17 protein-coding genes are annotated in these 18,632 nt (G+C 64.2%); 13 read left to right on the plus strand and 4 right to left on the minus strand.

Annotation, left to right across the window (positions count from 1 at the left end; translation table 11 throughout):
* Positions 1–67: 67 nt before the first annotated feature.
* Positions 68–1,762 (minus strand): L-lactate permease, encoded by a 1,695-nt coding sequence (locus IN820_RS02670; RefSeq protein ID WP_193679497.1) that lies wholly within the window; start codon positions 1,760–1,762, stop codon positions 68–70.
* Between the two features lie 278 nt (positions 1,763–2,040).
* Between IN820_RS02670 and IN820_RS02675 the strand changes: the two genes are divergently transcribed.
* On the plus strand, positions 2,041–2,823 hold the full coding sequence (locus IN820_RS02675; RefSeq protein WP_193679498.1) for a GntR family transcriptional regulator: 783 nt from the start codon (positions 2,041–2,043) through the stop codon (positions 2,821–2,823).
* 47 nt (positions 2,824–2,870) lie between these two features.
* On the opposite strand, the gene smpB is transcribed toward IN820_RS02675, so the two are convergent.
* Complete coding sequence (gene smpB / locus IN820_RS02680) at positions 2,871–3,353, minus strand: SsrA-binding protein SmpB (protein WP_193679499.1); 483 nt, start codon at positions 3,351–3,353, stop codon at positions 2,871–2,873.
* Positions 3,354–3,571: 218 nt separating this feature from the next.
* Here smpB and IN820_RS02685 point away from each other — a divergent pair, with 218 nt between their 5' ends.
* Positions 3,572–4,006 (plus strand): type II toxin-antitoxin system RatA family toxin, encoded by a 435-nt coding sequence (locus tag IN820_RS02685; protein ID WP_193679500.1) that lies wholly within the window; start codon positions 3,572–3,574, stop codon positions 4,004–4,006.
* Positions 3,999–4,313, plus strand: a complete 315-nt coding sequence (locus IN820_RS02690; protein ID WP_193679501.1) for an RnfH family protein — start codon at positions 3,999–4,001, stop codon at positions 4,311–4,313. Before IN820_RS02685 ends, IN820_RS02690 begins: the two co-directional genes overlap by 8 nt.
* A gap of 44 nt (positions 4,314–4,357) precedes the next feature.
* Here the strand turns inward: IN820_RS02690 and IN820_RS02695 are convergent, their stop codons facing one another.
* Positions 4,358–4,864 carry an outer membrane protein assembly factor BamE gene (locus tag IN820_RS02695; RefSeq protein ID WP_193679502.1) on the minus strand — a complete coding sequence of 169 codons (507 nt, stop codon included), beginning with the start codon at positions 4,862–4,864 and terminating at the stop codon, positions 4,358–4,360.
* Between the two features lie 95 nt (positions 4,865–4,959).
* Here IN820_RS02695 and fur point away from each other — a divergent pair, with 95 nt between their 5' ends.
* Positions 4,960–5,364: a ferric iron uptake transcriptional regulator gene (gene fur / locus IN820_RS02700; protein WP_193679552.1), complete on the plus strand. Its 405-nt coding sequence runs from the start codon at positions 4,960–4,962 to the stop codon at positions 5,362–5,364.
* A gap of 303 nt (positions 5,365–5,667) precedes the next feature.
* Here the strand turns inward: fur and recN are convergent, their stop codons facing one another.
* Positions 5,668–7,341, minus strand: coding sequence for a DNA repair protein RecN (recN, locus tag IN820_RS02705; protein WP_193679503.1), 1,674 nt, complete (start codon positions 7,339–7,341; stop codon positions 5,668–5,670).
* Between the two features lie 412 nt (positions 7,342–7,753).
* Between recN and grpE the strand changes: the two genes are divergently transcribed.
* The 9 genes from grpE to IN820_RS02750 all read left to right on the plus strand — a co-directional run bounded on the left by grpE (position 7,754) and on the right by IN820_RS02750 (position 18,632).
* The gene (gene grpE, locus IN820_RS02710; protein WP_193679504.1) at positions 7,754–8,323 is read left to right on the plus strand and encodes a nucleotide exchange factor GrpE; all 570 of its coding nucleotides are present in this window, start codon (positions 7,754–7,756) and stop codon (positions 8,321–8,323) included.
* 98 nt (positions 8,324–8,421) lie between these two features.
* Positions 8,422–10,335, plus strand: a complete 1,914-nt coding sequence (gene dnaK, locus IN820_RS02715; protein ID WP_193679505.1) for a molecular chaperone DnaK — start codon at positions 8,422–8,424, stop codon at positions 10,333–10,335.
* Between the two features lie 122 nt (positions 10,336–10,457).
* Entirely contained in the window at positions 10,458–11,588 is a 1,131-nt protein-coding gene (gene dnaJ, locus IN820_RS02720) for a molecular chaperone DnaJ (protein WP_193679506.1), read from the plus strand.
* Between the two features lie 87 nt (positions 11,589–11,675).
* Positions 11,676–12,482 carry a 4-hydroxy-tetrahydrodipicolinate reductase gene (dapB, locus tag IN820_RS02725; protein WP_193679507.1) on the plus strand — a complete coding sequence of 269 codons (807 nt, stop codon included), beginning with the start codon at positions 11,676–11,678 and terminating at the stop codon, positions 12,480–12,482.
* 216 nt (positions 12,483–12,698) lie between these two features.
* The gene (carA, locus tag IN820_RS02730; RefSeq protein ID WP_193679508.1) at positions 12,699–13,847 is read left to right on the plus strand and encodes a glutamine-hydrolyzing carbamoyl-phosphate synthase small subunit; all 1,149 of its coding nucleotides are present in this window, start codon (positions 12,699–12,701) and stop codon (positions 13,845–13,847) included.
* Between the two features lie 11 nt (positions 13,848–13,858).
* Complete coding sequence (gene leuE, locus IN820_RS02735) at positions 13,859–14,509, plus strand: leucine efflux protein LeuE (RefSeq protein ID WP_193679509.1); 651 nt, start codon at positions 13,859–13,861, stop codon at positions 14,507–14,509.
* 19 nt (positions 14,510–14,528) lie between these two features.
* Positions 14,529–17,750, plus strand: coding sequence for a carbamoyl-phosphate synthase large subunit (gene carB, locus IN820_RS02740; RefSeq protein ID WP_193679510.1), 3,222 nt, complete (start codon positions 14,529–14,531; stop codon positions 17,748–17,750).
* Positions 17,747–18,223, plus strand: coding sequence for a transcription elongation factor GreA (gene greA / locus IN820_RS02745; RefSeq protein WP_193679511.1), 477 nt, complete (start codon positions 17,747–17,749; stop codon positions 18,221–18,223). The genes carB and greA overlap by 4 nt, the downstream gene beginning before the upstream one ends.
* A complete protein-coding gene (locus tag IN820_RS02750; protein WP_193679512.1) occupies positions 18,201–18,632 on the plus strand; it encodes a DUF4149 domain-containing protein in 432 nt (143 codons plus the stop codon). Before greA ends, IN820_RS02750 begins: the two co-directional genes overlap by 23 nt.

Consider the following 18,632-nt stretch of genomic DNA (forward strand, 5'->3'; position numbering starts at 1 on the left):
CGGGCGACGGGTCACAGTTGAAACGGCTTCGCCCCGGCTTGGCCGGGGCGAGCGTGTCATGGGGTGATCAGACACCGACCAGCGGATCGGTCACGCCCAACAGGTAGATCGCGATCAGGCCGATCGCCCCAGTGAACAGCACATAGTACAGCGTAGGCCATACGGTCTTGCGCAGCGTCTGGCCTTCGCGGCCGAGCAGGCCGACCGTGGCCGAGGCGGCAACCACGTTGTGGATCGCGACCATGTTGCCGGCGGCGGCGCCAACGGCCTGGGTGGCGACGATCATCGCGCCGGAGATGCCGAGGTTGTGTGCCACGCCATACTGGAACTGGCTGAACATCATGTTGCTGACGGTATTCGAGCCGGCAAGGAATGCGCCCAGCGCGCCGACGGTTGGCGCCAGCAGCGGGTAGATGCCGCCAACGCTATCGGCCACGTAGCGGGCCATGGCGATCGGCATGCTCGGCAGGTCGCCGGCGTTGATACCGGAGTTGATCAGGATGCGTACCATCGGCACGGTGAACAGCAGGACGAAGCCGGCGCTCAGCAGCACGCTGCTGGACTCCTTCACCGCCGCCTTCAGTTCGGCTGCGCGCATGCCGTGGAGAACGAAGGTGATCAGGACCACGGCAACGAGGATGCCGCCCGGCAGGTAGAGTGGTTCGATGCTGGCGTTGATGCCGGCCTCGCCGAGAATATTGGCGAAGGCGATGGTCACCGACTTCAGTGCCGCGCCGACCTGCGGGAAGACGCGGCTGATGACCAGCAGCAGACCGACCAGCACGTAGGGCAGCCAGGCGCGCAGCGCGCTCATCGGGCGGGCGGTCATCTCGTCCAGCTTCATCTCGATGCTGCCCATCCAGTCGCTCGGCCAGTCCTTGCTGTCAGCGAAGTCCCAGGGTGTCTTCGGCACCAGGAAGTTGAAGCGGGCCGCGGTGGTGACGATGGCCAGGCCGATCAGGCCGCCCAGCAGCGACGGGAACTCGGGGCCGAGGAACACGCCGGTGGCGACGTAGGGCAGGGTGAAGGCCAGGCCGGCGAAGATCGCGAACGGCAGCACTTCCAGGCCGGCTTTCCAGCTTTTTTCCTTGCCGAAGAAACGGGTCAGCATCATCGCCATGACCAGTGGCATCACGGTGCCGACGATGGCGTGGGTGATGGCCACGCTGCTGGTGATCTGCTGCAGAAAGATGTCCCAGCTCGAACCCTGTGCCGCCAGCTGGGCGCCGAGGGTGGCCGTGTCGAGGCCGCTGTTGATGCCGACCACGATGGGGGTGCCGACCGCGCCGAAGGACACCGGGGTGCTTTGTACGAGCATGCCCACCAGCACCGCGGCCATGGCCGGGAAGCCGACCGCGACCAGCAGCGGGGCGGCGATGGCCGCCGGCGTGCCGAAGCCGGACGCGCCTTCGATGAAGCAGCCGAACAGCCAGCCGATGATGATCGCCTGGATACGGCGGTCGACGCTGATGGTGGTGAAGCCGGCGCGGATCGCAGTGATGCCGCCGGAATGTTTAAGGGTATTGAGCAGCAGGATCGCGCCGAAGATGATCCACAGCAGACCGAGGGTGATGACCAGGCCCTGCAGGGTCGAGGCGATGATCCGGTTGAAGCTCATGTCCCAGACGAACAGCGCGATGGCGCCGGTGACCAGGTACACCAGCGGCATGGCGCGGCTGGCGGGCCAGCGCAGGCCGATCAGCAGGACGGCGGCGAGCAGAATCGGGGAGAAGGCGAACAGGGCGAGCATTCCACTGGACATGTCAGACCTCCGCCGTCACGTTGCACTGGTAATGACCCGGCAGGCCCGTGGGATGACAGCTGAACAGAAACGGCATGGATGATCCTCTTCTTGTTGGATGCTCATCTTGTAAATTGGTAATACCAATTTGCGGTAGAGAGAGGCCAGCGTAAGAGTTCGCTTGTCAATACGTCAATGCGACTTCCATAGACTTTGGTCGCAAAGGTGTGCCTTGCGGGGCACCGGGGCTCTCGCTAGTCTGAGGTTTTTATGTAGTGGTCAAACCAATCGAGGCGGAAATGGAAGTGGGAATGGTGCGCCAGCGGCGGCTGGCCGACGGCATTGTCGCGCAACTGGAAACGATGATTCTCGAAGGTACGCTCAAGGCGGGCGAGCGCCTGCCGGCCGAGCGCGTGCTGGCCGAGCAGTTCGGCGTATCGCGCCCATCGCTGCGCGAAGCGATCCAGAAGCTGGCGGCCAAGGGGCTGCTGATCAGCCGGCATGGTGGCGGCACCTTCGTCGCCGAGTCGCTGGGTTCGACCTTCAGCGATCCGCTGCTGCACCTCTTGGAGAACAACAGCGATGCCCAGCGCGACCTGCTCGAGTTCCGTCATACCCTGGAAGGCAGCTGCGCCTATTACGCGGCGTTGCGCGCCACCGAGGTGGATCGTCAGCGCCTGACCGAAGCCTTCGAAGTGCTACAGGACTGCTATGCCCGCGAGGGCAAGGTCACCCGCGCAGAGGAGGGCGCAGCCGATGCGCAGTTCCACCTGGCCATCGCCGAAGCCAGCCACAATGCCGTATTGCTGCACACCATCCGCGGTCTGTTCGACCTGCTCAAGCGCAACGTGGTGACCAATATCGGCGGGATGTACGCCTTGCGCGACGAAACCCGCGACATGCTCATGAGCCAGCACCGGGAGCTTTACGAGACGATCATGGCGCGCCGCGCGGCCGAGGCCCGCGACGTGATCCATCGGCACATCAATTACGTGCAGGAAGTGCTGGCCGAGGGGCAGCAGGAAGCCCGACGCCTGGCGCGCGCGCAGCGCAGGCACGGCGACAAGGCGAAGGGGGGATAGGAGGTTCCTGGCTGAAAGGGCAGGCTATCGCTTGAAGCCGCCTCGCCTCAGTCGTCCTTGCCCTTGCTGCGCATGGCGCGCTGGATCTCGCGGGCCGAATCGCGCTCCTTCTCGGTGTGGCGCTTGTCGAACTCCTTCTTGCCCTTGCCCAGGGCGATCTCGCACTTGACCATGTGCTTCTTCCAGTACAGCGACAGCGCGACGCAGGCGTAGCCCTTCTGCTGCACGGCACCGAACAGCTTGCCCAGCTCGCGCTTGTTCAGCAGCAGCTTGCGAGTGCGCGTCGGGTCGGCGATGACATGGGTGCTGGCGGTAGTCAGCGGGGTGATGTGGCAGCCCATCAGCCAGGCTTCGCCATCCTTGAGTAGCACGTAGCTGTCCACCAGTTGCGCCTTTCCGGCGCGCAGGCTTTTCACTTCCCAGCCAGCCAGGACGAGGCCAGCCTCGAACTTCTGCTCGATGAAGTAATCGTGTAGCGCTTTCTTGTTCAGCGCGATGGTCCCGGGGGACTGTTTCTTCTGTTTGGCCATAGGGGGCGCATTATAGGGAGTCCCGCTGCGGCTGGCGACAGCCTGCGCAGGAGGGATGGCAGAAACTTGAGGGGGCGGCACATATCCCGGACAATATGCCGGCCTTTGCGCCGAACCGGCGTCTGTCGGTGCCCGGATGGGTGTGGCCGGCGGTGCCGGCTGCGCCGGGGTCGTTCAGGATGGCGCCCAACGAAATGACGAAGAAGTAGAAGGTCTGCATGACGACGCACATTCAACGCTCGGCGCTGCTGCCATATCCGGCGCAGGCACTGTTCGACATGGTCAACGACGTAGCCAGTTATCCACAGTTCCTGCCCTGGTGTTCGGCGACCGAGGTGCTGTCCAGCAGCGACACCGAGATGCATGCCAGCATGACGGTGGCCAAGGCGGGGTTGAGTCAGCGCTTCATGACGCGCAATGCCCTGCAGGGGGGCAAGCGGATCGAGATGACGCTCGAGGAAGGGCCGTTCAGTCATCTTCACGGCATCTGGGAATTCAGGGCACTGGGCGAGAAGGCCTGCAAGATCAGCCTCGACCTGACTTTCGATTACGCCGGGCCGCTGGTCAAGGCCACGCTCGGGCCGTTGTTCAACCAGGCTGCCAATACCCTGGTGGATGCGTTCTGCGAACGGGCGAAACAACTCTATGGATAAGCAACCGATTGCCGTCGAAGTCGTCTATGCCCTGGCTGACAGGCAGAAGCTGCTGCGCTTGACCGTGCCCGCGGGCACGACCGTGCGCGAGGCGGCGTTGCGCTCGGGAATGGATGCGCATTTCCCCGGCCTGGAGCTGGCCAGCGCGCCGCTGGGCATCTTCGGCAAGGCGGTGCCCAAGCCGGACGAGCGCGTCCTGGCGGAGGGCGAGCGCGTGGAGATCTACCGCCCGCTGATCGCCGATCCGAAGGAGGTGCGCAAGCAGCGGGCTGCGCGTGCGGTCAAGAACAAGGCGGAAGACTCCTGAGGCGTAAGCTGTTGGCAAAACGCCCGGACTAGCCGGGCGTTTTCTCATTCGGTCTCCAGCGGCTCGGGGATCGGCACCGGGACGGCTTCGACCTCGTCGACTTCGCGCTGGATCTGTTCCTCCAGCGAGCCCGGGGCGGGGCGCTCCTGCGGTGCTGCGCTCGGGGCGGTGACCGCGCCCGGTTGCTGGCGACCAAGGATTTGCTCGTCGCGGCTGACGCCGGGCATGAAATCACCGGCCAGGCCGACGAGCTGGTCGGCCTCGTTGAAGACCAGGCTCACGCGCTCCTGCTGGCGCTGGCTGCCGCCGGGCTGAATGCTGTACAGGTAATCCCAGCGGTTGGCGTGGAAGGTATCGGTAATCAGCGGGTTGCCCATGATAAACCGCACCTGCTGATGGGTCATTCCAGGGCGCAACTGGTCTATCATGTCCTGCGTGACGACATTGCCCTGTTGAATGTCGACCTTGTAAACCCCGGGAAATGAACAACCGGCGAGTGCGAACAGGCCCACGAATGTGAGGCTGGCCAGCATGAGCTTGGTGTTTTGCATCGGTGGGTGACTTCCACTATCTTGGCTGGGCAAAGAACCCGGATCATACCCGTATTGAAGGAGGCTGCGAAACAGCAGCAGCGAGAAAGCCAACCATGGTTGAAAATAACGAGCTACGTAAAGCTGGTCTGAAAGTAACCCTGCCGCGGGTCAAGATCCTGCAGATGCTGGACACGACCGACCGTCGTCACATGAGTGCCGAAGATGTCTACAAGGCGTTGATGGAGGCGGGCGAAGATGTCGGGCTGGCTACGGTCTATCGTGTGCTGACGCAGTTCGAGGCGGCCGGCCTGGTAGTTCGGCACAACTTCGACGGCGGGCATGCGGTATTCGAACTGGCCGACAGCGGCCACCACGATCATATGGTCTGCGTCGATACCGGTGACGTCATCGAGTTCTTCGATTCCGAAATCGAAAAGCTGCAGAAAGAGATCGTCAAGCGGCATGGCTATGAGCTGGTGGATCACAATCTGGTGCTCTACGTGCGCAAGAAGGGCTGATCCGGCGGCATAAAAGAAAAGGCTGTCCCCCCCCCCCGATACGTGTGCACGGGCTTGTTGGGGGTGTTTGCGCTGCTTGGGCGATCGGGCGCGCATGGGTAGGTTGGTGCTGAGCGCAGCGAAGCCCAACTGGGGGCGGCACGAACGTGTGGGGCTTCATCGCTTCGTTCTTCAACCCAACCTGCGCGTCGATCGTCCGCAAGCGGGCTCCTGCAAAAAGCGTCCTCTGCCATAACACGTAGGGGATGGAGCGCATTACCTGATCAGCATTAACCCCACGGTCGCCTTTTTTATGTCGGCTGGTCAGGCCTGTGCCGAGCCGACCATCTGCCGGGCATGCGCCAGCGACTGTTCGGTCAGGTCGACGCCGCCGAGCATGCGGGCGATTTCCTCGACGCGGCCGCCGTGATCCAGTTCGGCGACCGCGGTGCGGGTTTCGTCGCTGCCGCGGGCCTTGTGCACGAAGAGGTGGTGATGGCCCTGGGCGGCGACCTGCGGCAGGTGGGTGACGGTCAGTACCTGGCCGCGTTCGCCGAGCCGGCGCAGCAACTGGCCGACGATCTCTGCGGTGGGGCCGCCGATACCGACGTCCACTTCGTCGAATACCAGCGTCGGCACGCGGGAGGTCTGCGCGGTGATCACCTGGATCGCCAGGCTGATGCGCGACAGTTCGCCGCCGGACGCGACCTTGGCCAGCGGGCGTAGCGGTTGCCCGGGGTTGGCGCTGACCAGGAACTCCACCTGTTCCAGGCCAAAGGGCTGGTACTCGCCCTCGGCGGCGGGCTTGAGCTGCACGCTGAATCTGCCGCCCGGCATGCCCAGGCGCTGGATCTCGACTTCCACGGCTGCGGCCAACTGGTCGGCCGCAGCCTGGCGGATGCGACTCAGTTCACCGGCCTTCTCCTCGTAGTGGCGCGCATAGGCGGCCAGCTCTTCGCCGAGGCGCTCGACGGCCTCGTCGTCGGCGTTGAGGTTCTCCAGTTCGTCGAGCAGTTGCTGATGCAGTGCCGGCAGTTCGGTCGGTTGCACGCGATGCTTGCGTGCCAGGGTGTAAATGGTGTCCAGCCGATCTTCCAGCGTTTGCTGGCGCTGCGGGTCGGCATCGAAGTGATCGACGAAGCGGTTCAGTTCGCCCATGGCCTCTTCGACCTGGATCTGGGCGCTGGCCAGCAGATTGACCGCCTCGGCCAGCGCGCCGGGCTGGTTCTGGAAGGCGTTCAGGCGTTGCAGGCTGCCGGTCAGTGCGGACAGCACGTTGCCGGCATCGCTCTCGCTGCACATGTCCATGACCTGGCGGCAGGCGCCGAGCAGCTGTTCGGCGCTGGCCAGGTTCTTGTGTTCGTGTTCCAGTTGCTCCAGTTCGTGCTCGCCGAGCGCCAGGTTTTCCAGTTCCTCCAGCTGATAGCTGAGCAGTTGGTGACGTGCGCGCTGTTCATCGCTGCTGTTGCTCAGGCGCTCCAGGGTCTGGCGGGTCTGGCGCCAGCGTTGCGCGGCCAGCTGCACCTGGCGGGCCAGCTCCTGGCTGCCGCTGTATTCGTCGAGCAGGCGCCGGTGGGTGTCGGCCTTGAGCAGGGACTGATGCTCGTGCTGGCTGTGAATGTCGATCAGCAGTTCGCCCAGCGCCTTGAGATCGCCCTGTGGGCAGGGCGTGCCGTTGATGTAGCCGCGCGAGCGGCCTTCGGCGGTGATCACCCGGCGCAGAATGCAGGGGCCGTCGTTGTCCAGGTCGCGCTCGGTGAGCCAGGCGCGCGCATCGGGAATGTCGTCCAGGTCGAAGCTGGCGAGGATGTCGGCCTTGTCCGCGCCGATGCGCACCACGCTGCTGTCGGCGCGATCGCCCAGGGCCAGACCGAGGGCGTCGAGCATGATTGACTTGCCCGCGCCGGTCTCGCCGCTGATGACGCTCATGCCGCGTTTGAGCTCGAGATCCAGGTGTTCGACGATGGCGTAGTTGTGAACCGACAGATGAACCAGCATGGCGAGGCTCCCAGGGTGCGTGGCTGGCTATTTATACAGTAGTTTTTCGGGCCGCTACAAGCCTCAAGTAAAAGCGAGAAAAGCAGCCTGAAGCTGGAAGCCTGAAGCTGGAAGAAGAAAGCGGAAAGCGCTTGACGAAACTTTGGTGTCGGTCCGCACGCTGGCTTCCAGCTTCCAGCTTCCAGCTTCCAGCTCGTAGTTCGGGGCACGCTTCATCGACCCGACGAGCGGAGCCACGGTGGATGTAAAAAGCGACATCCACCCTACGCTGGCTTGCAGCTTGCAGCTTGCAGCTTGCAGCTTGCAGCTTGCAGCTTGCAGCTGCTCCCCCCTTGAACCACGATTGCGCGCCCCCATATAGCCGCACAAGCGCGGGTTCGCCGCCCGCTGAACGTATGAAGAGGAGGAGCGCATGGCCGACGAGCAGAACCTGGATAACCAGACCCCGGAAACGCCCGAGAACGTAGAGGCGGACGTAGCCGAGGATCTGGCGGCTCGCGTGCAGTCGCTGGAAGAGCAGTTGGCTGCTGCGCAGGATCAGTCCTTGCGGGTGGCGGCGGAGTTGCAGAACATCCGCCGTCGTGCCGAGCAGGACGTGGAGAAGGCGCACAAGTTCGCGCTGGAAAAGTTCGCCGGCGACCTGCTGGCGGTGGCCGACAGCCTGGAGCGCGGTCTCGAACTGTCGAGCCCGGACGACGAGGCGGTCAAGCCGATGCGCGAGGGCGTCGAACTGACCCTCAAGCTGCTGCTCGATACCCTGGCGCGTCACCAGCTGGAACAGCTGGATCCCCATGGCGAGCCGTTCAACCCTGAGCATCACCAGGCCATGGCCATGGAAGAAAGTACCCATGCCGAGCCGGGCAGTGTGCTCAAGGTGTTCCAGAAGGGCTATCTGCTCAACGGGCGCCTGCTGCGCCCGGCCATGGTCGTGGTCAGCAAGGCGCCGGCGGAAGCGCCGCCTTCGATCGACGAGAAGGCTTGAATTCCGGCGGCCGACCCCCATCTGGTAGCCAAGCGTTTTTGTGTTACCCGCAGCCGGTAAAACAGGCGCGGATCAATCGAAATTTTGGAGAGATTTAAATGGGCAAGATCATCGGTATCGACCTGGGGACCACCAACTCCTGCGTCTCCATCATGGAAAATGGCAACGTCAAGGTCATCGAGAACGCCGAAGGCGGCCGTACCACCCCGTCCATCATCGCCTACACCAACGACGGCGAAACCCTGGTCGGCCAGTCCGCCAAGCGTCAGGCAGTCACCAATCCGCACAACACCCTGTATGCGGTCAAGCGCCTGATCGGCCGTCGCTTCGAGGAAGACGTGGTCCAGAAGGACATCCAGATGGTCCCGTACAAGATCGTCAAGGCCGATAACGGCGACGCCTGGGTCGAAGTGAGCGGCCAGAAGATGGCGCCGCCGCAGATCTCCGCCGAGATCCTCAAGAAGATGAAGAAGACCGCCGAGGACTACCTGGGCGAGCCGGTCAGCGAAGCGGTGATCACCGTCCCGGCCTACTTCAACGACAGCCAGCGCCAGGCCACCAAGGACGCCGGCCGCATCGCCGGTCTCGACGTCAAGCGGATCATCAATGAGCCGACCGCCGCGGCGCTGGCCTATGGCATGGACAAGGCCAAGGGCGACCACACCGTGATCGTCTATGACCTGGGTGGCGGTACCTTCGACGTATCGGTGATCGAGATCGCCGAAGTCGACGGCGAGCACCAGTTCGAGGTGCTGGCCACCAACGGCGACACCTTCCTCGGTGGCGAGGACTTCGACATCCGCCTGATCGACTACCTCGTCGACGAATTCAAGAAAGAAAGCGGCATGAACCTCAAGGGCGACCCGCTGGCCATGCAGCGCCTGAAGGAAGCGGCCGAGAAGGCCAAGATCGAGCTGTCCTCCAGCCAGCAGACCGACGTCAACCTGCCGTACATCACCGCCGACGCGTCGGGTCCGAAGCACCTGAACGTGAAGATCTCCCGCGCCAAGCTGGAATCGCTGGTCGAGGACCTGGTCGAGCGCACCATCGAGCCGTGCCGTATCGCCCTGAAGGATGCCGGTGTCGATGCCTCGAAGATCGACGACGTGATCCTGGTTGGCGGCCAGACCCGCATGCCGCTGGTGCAGCAGAAGGTCGCCGAGTTCTTCGGCAAGGAAGCGCGCAAGGACGTCAACCCGGACGAGGCCGTGGCCATGGGGGCCGCCATCCAGGGCGCCGTGCTGGCCGGCGACGTCAAGGACGTGCTGCTGCTGGACGTCTCCCCGCTGACCCTGGGCATCGAGACCCTGGGTGGCGTGATGACCCCGCTGATCGAGAAGAACACCACCATCCCGACCAAGAAGTCGCAGGTGTTCTCCACCGCCGACGACAACCAGAGCGCGGTGACCATTCACGTGCTGCAGGGCGAGCGCAAGCAGGCGGCGCAGAACAAGTCGCTGGGCCGCTTCGACCTGGCCGAGATTCCGCCGGCGCCGCGCGGCATGCCGCAGATCGAGGTCACCTTCGACATCGACGCCAACGGTATCCTGCACGTGTCCGCCAAGGACAAGGCCACCGGCAAGCAGCAGTCCATCGTGATCAAGGCCAACTCCGGTCTGTCCGAGGAAGAGATCGAGCAGATGGTGCGTGACGCCGAGGCCAACGCCGAGGAAGACCGCAAGTTCGAGGAGCTGGTGACGGCCCGCAACCAGGGCGACCAACTGGTCCATGCGACCCGCAAGATGTTGACCGAGGCCGGCGACAAGGCCAGCGAGGACGACAAGGCCGCGATCGAGAAGGCGATCGGCGAGCTGGAAGTGGCGATCAAGGGCGACGACAAGGCCGAGATCGAGGCCAAGATCGCGGCGGTCTCCCAGGCGTCCACGCCGCTGGCTCAGAAGATGTATGCCGAACAGGCGCAGGCGGGCGAAGGCCAGCCGGCGGACGACAAGGCCCAGGCTGGCGACGACGTGGTCGATGCCGAGTTCGAAGAGGTCAAGGACAACAAGTAAGCCCCGGCTTGCTTCCGCTCCAGCCCGTCCCGGCTTCGTTCGGGCGGGCATGACCGCTGCGCGGGGGCTTGCTCCCGCGTCGGCGTGTCTGGAGGGCACGAATTTGAGGGTTCAGGACAGTTATGGCCAAACGTGATTTTTACGAGGTGCTGGGCGTCGAGCGCGGCGCCAGCGAAGCGGAGCTGAAAAAGGCCTACCGCCGTCTCGCAATGAAGCATCATCCGGACCGCAATCCGGGCGACAAGGCGGCTGAGGACGCGTTCAAGGAGGCCAACGAGGCCTACGAAGTGCTGTCCGATCCGAACAAGCGGGCCGCCTACGATCAATACGGGCATGCCGGTGTCGATCCGCAGATGGGCGCGGGTGCGGCGGGTGCCGGTTATGGCAGTGCCAACTTCTCCGACATCTTCGGCGACGTCTTCAGCGACTTCTTCAATGGCGGCCGCGGCGGTGCGCGTGGCGGCGCCCAGCGCGGCAGCGACCTGCGCTATACCCTGGAGCTGGACCTCGAAGAAGCGGTGCGCGGCACCACGGTCACCATCCGCGTGCCGACCCTGGTCGAATGCAAGACCTGCGATGGCTCCGGCGCCAAGAAGGGCACCAGTCCGGTGACCTGCACCACCTGTGGTGGCATCGGCCAGGTGCGCATGCAGCAGGGTTTCTTCTCGGTACAACAGACCTGCCCGCGTTGCCATGGCAGCGGCAAGATGATCTCCGATCCCTGCGGCAGCTGCCATGGCCAGGGGCGCGTGGAGGAGCAGAAGACGCTGTCGGTCAAGGTGCCGCCGGGCGTGGATACCGGCGATCGCATCCGTCTGTCCGGTGAAGGCGAGGCGGGCACCCAGGGTGGTCCGGCTGGCGACCTGTATGTAGTGGTCAATGTCCGCGAGCACGCGATCTTCCAGCGTGACGGCAAGCACCTGTACTGCGAGGTGCCGATCAGCTTCGCCGATGCGGCGCTGGGCGGCGAGTTGGAGGTGCCGACGCTGGACGGCCGGGTCAAGCTGAAGATCCCGGAAGGCACCCAGACCGGCAAGCAGTTCCGTCTGCGTGGCAAGGGCGTTGCGCCCGTGCGTGGCGGGGCGGCGGGCGATCTGATGTGCCGGGTCGTGGTGGAAACGCCGGTCAACCTGAGCAAGCGCCAGCGCGACCTGCTCGACGAGTTCCGTGGCACGCTGCAGGGCGACACCTCCCATTCGCCCAGGGCCAGTGGCTGGTTCGAGGGTGTGAAGCGCTTTTTCGGCGATGTTTGAAAGAAGCTTCAAGCCGCAGGCTTCAAGCCGCACGAGGGTGTTGCGCTTGGCTTGCAGCTTGAGGCTTGCAGCTTGGAGCTGACTTTTATGCGACGTATTGCAGTGATGGGCGCCGCCGGGCGCATGGGCAAGACCTTGATCGAGGCGGTGCAGCAGACCGGCGGCGCCGCCGGCCTGACCGCGGCCATCGATCGTCCGGACAGCACCCTGGTGGGCGCCGATGCCGGTGAGTTGGCGGCCATCGGCCGCCTGGGGGTATCGCTCAGTGGCGATCTGGCCCGGGCGGTGGACGAGTTCGACGTGCTGATCGACTTCACCCACCCGTCGGTGACCTTGAAGAACCTCGACGTCTGTCGCCGTGCCGGCAAGGCCATGGTGATCGGCACCACCGGTTTTTCCGCGGAAGAGAAGGAGCGCCTGGCGGCCGCCGCCAAGGATATCCCGATCGTCTTCGCCGCCAATTTCAGCGTCGGGGTCAACCTTTGTCTCAAGCTGCTGGACACCGCCGCGCGGGTGCTCGGCGACGAGGTCGACATCGAGATCATCGAGGCGCATCACCGGCACAAGGTGGACGCGCCGTCCGGTACCGCCCTGCGCATGGGGGAAGTGGTGGCCGATGCGCTGGGGCGTGACCTGCAGAAGGTCGCCGTCTACGGCCGCGAAGGGCAGACCGGCGCGCGCCAGCGCGAAACCATCGGCTTCGCCACCGTGCGCGCCGGGGACGTGGTCGGCGATCACACGGTGCTCTTCGCCGCCGAGGGCGAGCGGGTGGAAATCACCCACAAGGCCTCCAGTCGCATGACCTTCGCCAAGGGCGCGGTGCGCGCGGCGCTCTGGCTGGAGCAGCAGCCAGCCGGCCTGTACGACATGCAGGATGTGCTGGGCTTGAAGTGAGTTTCGTGACGGCGGGCGCCGGCGTGCCCGCTCCTGGTGCGTCTGCAGCCCATTTTGGCTGGACCGGAAATGGGATTTTCTGTAAGCTGCTCGCTTTAGTGTGTCCACTAAAAGTTGCGCAGAAATGAATCAAACAAAAAAGCGGGATGACCTTCACACGTCATCCCGCTTTTTTACAATCTGCGTCTGCTCCAGCCTTGATCTACGGGAGGTCTCTTGACTAAGCCAGCCCTTACGCCAGCCATCCTGGCCCTTGCCGATGGCAGCATCTTTCGCGGCGAATCCATCGGCGCCGATGGCCAGACCATCGGCGAGGTGGTGTTCAACACCGCCATGACCGGCTATCAGGAAATCCTTACCGATCCCTCCTACGCCAAGCAGATCGTAACACTGACCTATCCGCATGTCGGCAACACCGGCACGACGCCGGAAGACGCCGAGTCCTGGAAGGTCTGGGCCGCCGGTCTGGTCATCCGCGACCTGCCGCTACTGGCCAGCAACTGGCGCAACAAGCAATCGCTGCCCGATTATCTGAAGGCTAACGGTACTGTCGCCATTGCGGGTATCGATACCCGCCGTCTGACGCGCATCCTGCGTGAGAAGGGCGCGCAGAACGGCTGCATCCTGGCTGGGAAGGACGCTACCGAAGAAAAGGCGCTGGCGCTGGCGCGCAGCTTTGCGGGCCTCAAGGGCATGGATCTGGCCAAGGAAGTCAGCGTCAAGGAGCGCTACGAATGGCGCTCCAGCGTCTGGTGTCTGAAGGACGACGGCCATGCCGAGATCCCTGCCAGCGAGCTGCCGTACCACGTCGTCGCTTTTGACTATGGTGTGAAGTACAACATCCTGCGCATGCTGGTCGCGCGTGGCTGCCGCGTGACCGTGCTGCCGGCCCAGACGCCCGCCAGCGAAGCGCTGGCGCTGAACCCGGACGGCGTGTTTCTGGCCAACGGCCCCGGCGACCCCGAGCCGTGCGACTACGCGATCAAGGCGATCCAGGACGTGCTGGAAACCGAGATTCCGGTATTCGGTATCTGCCTCGGCCATCAGTTGCTGGCACTGGCCTCCGGCGCCACGACGGTGAAGATGCCCAACGGCCACCACGGGGCGAACCATCCGGTTCAAGACCTCAAGACGGGCGTTGTGATGATCACCAGCCAGAACCACGGTTTCGCCGTGGACGAGGCGAGCCTGCCGGCCAACCTGCGCGCCACCCACAAGTCGCTGTTCGACGGTACCCTGCAGGGCATCGAGCGTACCGACAAGGTCGCCTTCAGCTTCCAGGGCCACCCGGAAGCCAGCCCGGGACCGCACGACGTGGCGCCGCTGTTCGATCGCTTCATCGCGGCGATGGCCGAGCGGCGCTGAGGAGAGGAGCCATGCCGACCCTGGGGATAACCGATTTCTGGGCCTACGTACTAGGCGTGGTCTTCGTGGTCCTGTTGCCCGGCCCGAACTCGCTGTTCGTCCTGGCGACCTCGGCCCAGCGTGGCGTGGCGACCGGTTACCGTGCCGCCTGTGGCGTGTTTCTCGGGGATGCCGTGCTGATGCTGCTGTCGGCGCTCGGTGTGGCGTCGCTGCTGAAGGCCGAGCCGATGCTGTTCATCGGCCTCAAATACCTCGGCGCGGCCTACCTGTTCTATCTCGGCGTCGGCATGCTGTGGGGCGCCTGGCATCGATTGCGCCATCCCGAGGCGACGGCGGCGCAAACCGAGCGGGTGGACGTCCACCAGCCGTTTCGCAAGGCGCTGTTGCTCAGCCTGTCGAACCCGAAGGCGATCCTGTTCTTCATTTCCTTCTTCATCCAGTTCGTCGATCCCGGCTATGCCTATCCGGGGGTGTCGTTCCTGGTGTTGGGGGTGGTCCTGGAGCTGGTCAGCGCCCTTTATCTGAGTTTCCTGATTTTCACCGGTGTGCGGCTGGCGGCCTGGTTCCGTCGGCGGCAACGGTTGGCTGCCGGCGCCACTTCGGGCGTCGGTGCCCTGTTCGTCGGCTTTGGTGTGAAGCTGGCCACCGCAACCCTGTCCTGATTATTGCAACGAGAGTCCCATGCCCAAGCGTACAGACATAAAGAGCATCCTGATCCTCGGTGCCGGCCCCATCGTCATCGGCCAAGCCTGCGAGTTCGACTATTCCGGCGCGCAGGCGTGCAAGGCGCTGAAGGAAGAAGGCTTCCGCGTCATCCTGGTGAACTCCAACCCGGCCACCATCATGACCGACCCGGCCATGGCCGACGCCACCTACATCGAGCCGATCAAGTGGGCCACGGTGGCCAAGATCATCGAGAAGGAGCGCCCCGACGCGCTGCTGCCGACCATGGGCGGCCAGACCGCGCTGAACTGCGCGCTGGACCTGGAAAAGCACGGCGTGCTGGAGAAGTTCGGCGTCGAGATGATCGGCGCCAATGCCGACACCATCGACAAGGCCGAGGATCGCTCGCGCTTCGACAAGGCGATGAAGAACATCGGCCTGGCCTGCCCGGTTTCCGGTATCGCGCACAACATGGACGAAGCCTACGGCGTGCTCGACAAGGTCGGCTTCCCCTGCATCATCCGGCCGTCCTTCACCATGGGCGGCACCGGCGGCGGCATCGCCTACAACCGTGAAGAATTCGAAGAAATCTGCGCCCGCGGCCTGGACCTGTCGCCAACCAGCGAACTCTTGATCGACGAGTCGCTGATCGGCTGGAAGGAATACGAGATGGAGGTGGTCCGCGACAAGAAGGACAACTGCATCATCGTCTGCTCCATCGAGAACTTCGACCCGATGGGCGTGCACACCGGCGACTCCATCACCGTCGCCCCGGCGCAGACCCTGACCGACAAGGAATACCAGATCCTGCGCAACGCCTCGCTGGCGGTGCTGCGCGAGATCGGCGTGGAGACCGGCGGCTCCAACGTGCAGTTCGGCATCTGCCCGAATACCGGCCGCATGGTGGTGATCGAGATGAACCCGCGGGTGTCGCGTTCCTCGGCGCTGGCTTCCAAGGCCACCGGCTTTCCCATCGCCAAGATCGCCGCCAAGCTGGCCGTGGGTTATACCCTCGACGAACTCTCGAACGACATCACCGGCGGGCGTACCCCGGCATCCTTCGAGCCGGCCATCGACTACGTCGTGACCAAGGTGCCGCGCTTCGCCTTCGAGAAATTCCCCAAGGCCGACGCGCGCCTGACCACCCAGATGAAGTCGGTCGGTGAAGTCATGGCCATCGGCCGCACTTTCCAGGAGTCCATGCAGAAAGCCCTGCGCGGTCTGGAAGTGGGTGCCACCGGTTTCGATCCGAAGCTGAATCTGGCCGACGCCGAAGCTGAGAGCACGCTCAAGCGTGAGCTGACCGTACCGGGCGCCGATCGCATCTGGTTCGTCGCCGATGCCTTCCGCGCCGGCAAGAGCGTCGAGGATGTCTTCGCCCTGACCAGGATCGACCCCTGGTTCCTGGTGCAGATCGAGGACCTGGTCAAGGACGAGGAGCACGTGAAGACGCTGGGCCTGTCCAGCATCGACCGCGACATGATGTACAGGCTCAAGCGCAAGGGCTTCTCCGACGCGCGCCTGGCCAAGCTGCTCGGCGTCACCGAGAAGAACCTGCGCAGCCATCGTCACAAGCTGAAGGTGTTGCCGGTGTACAAGCGCGTCGACACCTGCGCCGCCGAGTTCGCCACCGACACCGCCTACATGTATTCGACCTACGAGGAAGAGTGCGAGGCCAACCCGAGCGGGCGCGAGAAGATCATGATCCTCGGCGGCGGTCCCAACCGCATCGGCCAGGGCATCGAATTCGACTACTGCTGCGTGCACGCGGCGCTGGCCATGCGCGAAGACGGCTACGAGACCATCATGGTCAACTGCAACCCGGAGACCGTTTCCACCGACTACGACACCTCCGACCGCCTGTACTTCGAGCCGGTCACCCTGGAAGACGTGCTGGAAATCGTCCGCGTCGAGCAGCCCAAGGGCGTCATCGTGCAGTACGGCGGGCAGACGCCGCTGAAGATCTGCCGCGCCCTGGAAGAGGCTGGCGTGCCGATCATCGGTACCAGCCCGGACGCCATCGACCGCGCCGAAGACCGTGAGCGCTTCCAGCAGATGGTGCAGCGCCTGAACCTGCGCCAGCCACAGAACGCCACGGCGCGCAGTGAGGAAGAGGCCATCGCCGCTTCCAAGGCCATCGGCTACCCACTGGTCGTACGCCCATCCTACGTGCTGGGCGGTCGTGCGATGGAAATCGTCTACGAGGAAGAAGAGCTCAAGCGCTACATGCGTGAAGCGGTTCAGGTATCCAACGACAGCCCGGTGCTGCTCGATCACTTCCTCAACTGCGCCATCGAAGTGGATATCGATGCGGTCTGCGACGGCACCGACGTGGTGATCGGCGGCATCATGCAGCACATCGAGCAGGCCGGCGTGCACTCCGGTGACTCGGCCTGTTCGCTGCCGGCCTACTCGCTGCCGCAGCACATCCAGGACGAGATCCGCGAGCAGGTGCGCAAGATGGCGCTGGAGCTCGACGTCATCGGTCTGATGAACGTACAGATGGCCGTGCAGGGCGAAGACATCTACGTGCTCGAGGTCAACCCGCGCGCCTCGCGTACCGTGCCGTTCGTCTCCAAGTGCATCGGCGAGTCGCTGGCCAAGGTCGCGGCACGCGTGATGGCGGGCAAGACCCTCGAGGAAGTCGGGTTCACCCGCGAGATCATCCCGACGTACTTCAGCGTCAAGGAAGCGGTATTCCCCTTCGCCAAGTTCCCGGGCGTCGATACCATCCTCGGGCCGGAGATGAAATCCACCGGCGAGGTGATGGGTGTCGGCGACAGCTTCGCCGAGGCCTTCGCCAAGGCCCAGCTGGGTGCCAGCGAAATCCTGCCGACCTCGGGCTGCGCCTTTCTCAGCGTGCGCGAGGACGACAAGCCCTATGTCGAGCAGGTCGCCCGCGACTTGGTCGGCCTGGGCTTCGAGGTGGTGGCCACTGCCGGGACCGCGAGGATCATCGAGGCGGCCGGGTTGCCGGTGCGTCGGGTGAACAAGGTGACCGAGGGCCGTCCGCATGTGGTCGACATGATCAAGAATGACGAAGTCACCCTGATCATCAATACTACCGAGGGTCGTCAGTCCATCGCCGATTCGTATTCCATTCGTCGCAACGCTCTGCAGCACAAGATCTGCATCACCACCACCATCGCCGGTGGTCAGGCAATCTGTGAGGCGCTCAAGTTCGGTCCCGAGAAGACCGTGCGCCGCTTGCAGGATCTCCATGCAGGAATCAACGCATGACAAAATTCCCAATGACCGTCCAGGGCGCCCGCGCCCTGGAAGAAGAACTCAAGCATCTGAAAACCGTGCTGCGCCCGCAGATCACCCAGGCCATTGCCGAGGCGCGCGAGCTGGGCGATCTCAAGGAGAACGCCGAGTACCATGCCGCCCGTGAACAGCAGGGGATGGTCGAGGCGCGCATCCGCGATATCGAGGGCCGCCTGCAGAACGCCCAGGTCATCGATATCGCCAACATCCCGCATAGCGGCAAGGTGATCTTCGGCGCCACCGTGGACATCGCCAACGTCGAGACCGACGAGCAGGTGACCTACCAGATCGTCGGCGACGACGAAGCCGACATCAAGCGGGGCAAGCTGTCGGTGAGCTCGCCCATCGCCCGCGCCCTGGTGGGCAAGGAAGAAGGCGACGTGGTGACGGTCAAGACGCCCAGTGGCCTGATCGAGTACGAGATTGTCGAGGTCCGTCATATCTGAGCGCCAGCCCCCGCGGGCTGGCACCATAAGCTGGCAGCTGGCTCAGACCTTCTGGGTCGGCGGGCTCTGGCTGCTGCACTTCGTCGTCCTGCCGGCGCTGGGCAAGATCGGTCTGGCGCCCTTGCTGGTCGAGGAGATCGGCAGCAGTCTGCGCCCACTGCTGGTGGGCTTCGCCGCCTTCTGCGCGGTGCTGCAACTGGTCGTGCTGATGCTGGCCGAGGGGTTTCGCAGCCTCTGGCGGGATATGCGCGGCCAGTTGCTGATCGCGGTTGTGCTATTGGGCGTCAGCCATGGGGTGGCGGGCGCAGATGGCGGGGCGCTCTACTGGTCCAGCTTCAGCTATCTGGCCATGGCCCTGTGCGGCCTGGTCCTGGTGTTGCAACCGTTGCCGGGACACGCACGCCGATAG

The organism is Pseudomonas lopnurensis, assembly GCF_015070855.1.
Lineage (GTDB): Bacteria > Pseudomonadota > Gammaproteobacteria > Pseudomonadales > Pseudomonadaceae > Stutzerimonas > Stutzerimonas lopnurensis.

Excerpts from the sequence above, each read along its gene's own strand:
- IN820_RS02670 (WP_193679497.1), bottom strand. The coding sequence starts at position 1,762 with ATGTCCAGTGGAATGCTCGCCCTGTTCGCCTTCTCCCCGATTCTGCTC.
- IN820_RS02675 (WP_193679498.1), top strand. The coding sequence starts at position 2,041 with ATGGAAGTGGGAATGGTGCGCCAGCGGCGGCTGGCCGACGGCATTGTC.
- smpB (WP_193679499.1), bottom strand. The coding sequence starts at position 3,353 with ATGGCCAAACAGAAGAAACAGTCCCCCGGGACCATCGCGCTGAACAAG.
- IN820_RS02685 (WP_193679500.1), top strand. The coding sequence starts at position 3,572 with ATGACGACGCACATTCAACGCTCGGCGCTGCTGCCATATCCGGCGCAG.
- IN820_RS02690 (WP_193679501.1), top strand. The coding sequence starts at position 3,999 with ATGGATAAGCAACCGATTGCCGTCGAAGTCGTCTATGCCCTGGCTGAC.
- IN820_RS02695 (WP_193679502.1), bottom strand. The coding sequence starts at position 4,864 with ATGCAAAACACCAAGCTCATGCTGGCCAGCCTCACATTCGTGGGCCTG.
- fur (WP_193679552.1), top strand. The coding sequence starts at position 4,960 with ATGGTTGAAAATAACGAGCTACGTAAAGCTGGTCTGAAAGTAACCCTG.
- recN (WP_193679503.1), bottom strand. The coding sequence starts at position 7,341 with ATGCTGGTTCATCTGTCGGTTCACAACTACGCCATCGTCGAACACCTG.
- grpE (WP_193679504.1), top strand. The coding sequence starts at position 7,754 with ATGGCCGACGAGCAGAACCTGGATAACCAGACCCCGGAAACGCCCGAG.
- dnaK (WP_193679505.1), top strand. The coding sequence starts at position 8,422 with ATGGGCAAGATCATCGGTATCGACCTGGGGACCACCAACTCCTGCGTC.
- dnaJ (WP_193679506.1), top strand. The coding sequence starts at position 10,458 with ATGGCCAAACGTGATTTTTACGAGGTGCTGGGCGTCGAGCGCGGCGCC.
- dapB (WP_193679507.1), top strand. The coding sequence starts at position 11,676 with ATGCGACGTATTGCAGTGATGGGCGCCGCCGGGCGCATGGGCAAGACC.
- leuE (WP_193679509.1), top strand. The coding sequence starts at position 13,859 with ATGCCGACCCTGGGGATAACCGATTTCTGGGCCTACGTACTAGGCGTG.
- carB (WP_193679510.1), top strand. The coding sequence starts at position 14,529 with ATGCCCAAGCGTACAGACATAAAGAGCATCCTGATCCTCGGTGCCGGC.
- greA (WP_193679511.1), top strand. The coding sequence starts at position 17,747 with ATGACAAAATTCCCAATGACCGTCCAGGGCGCCCGCGCCCTGGAAGAA.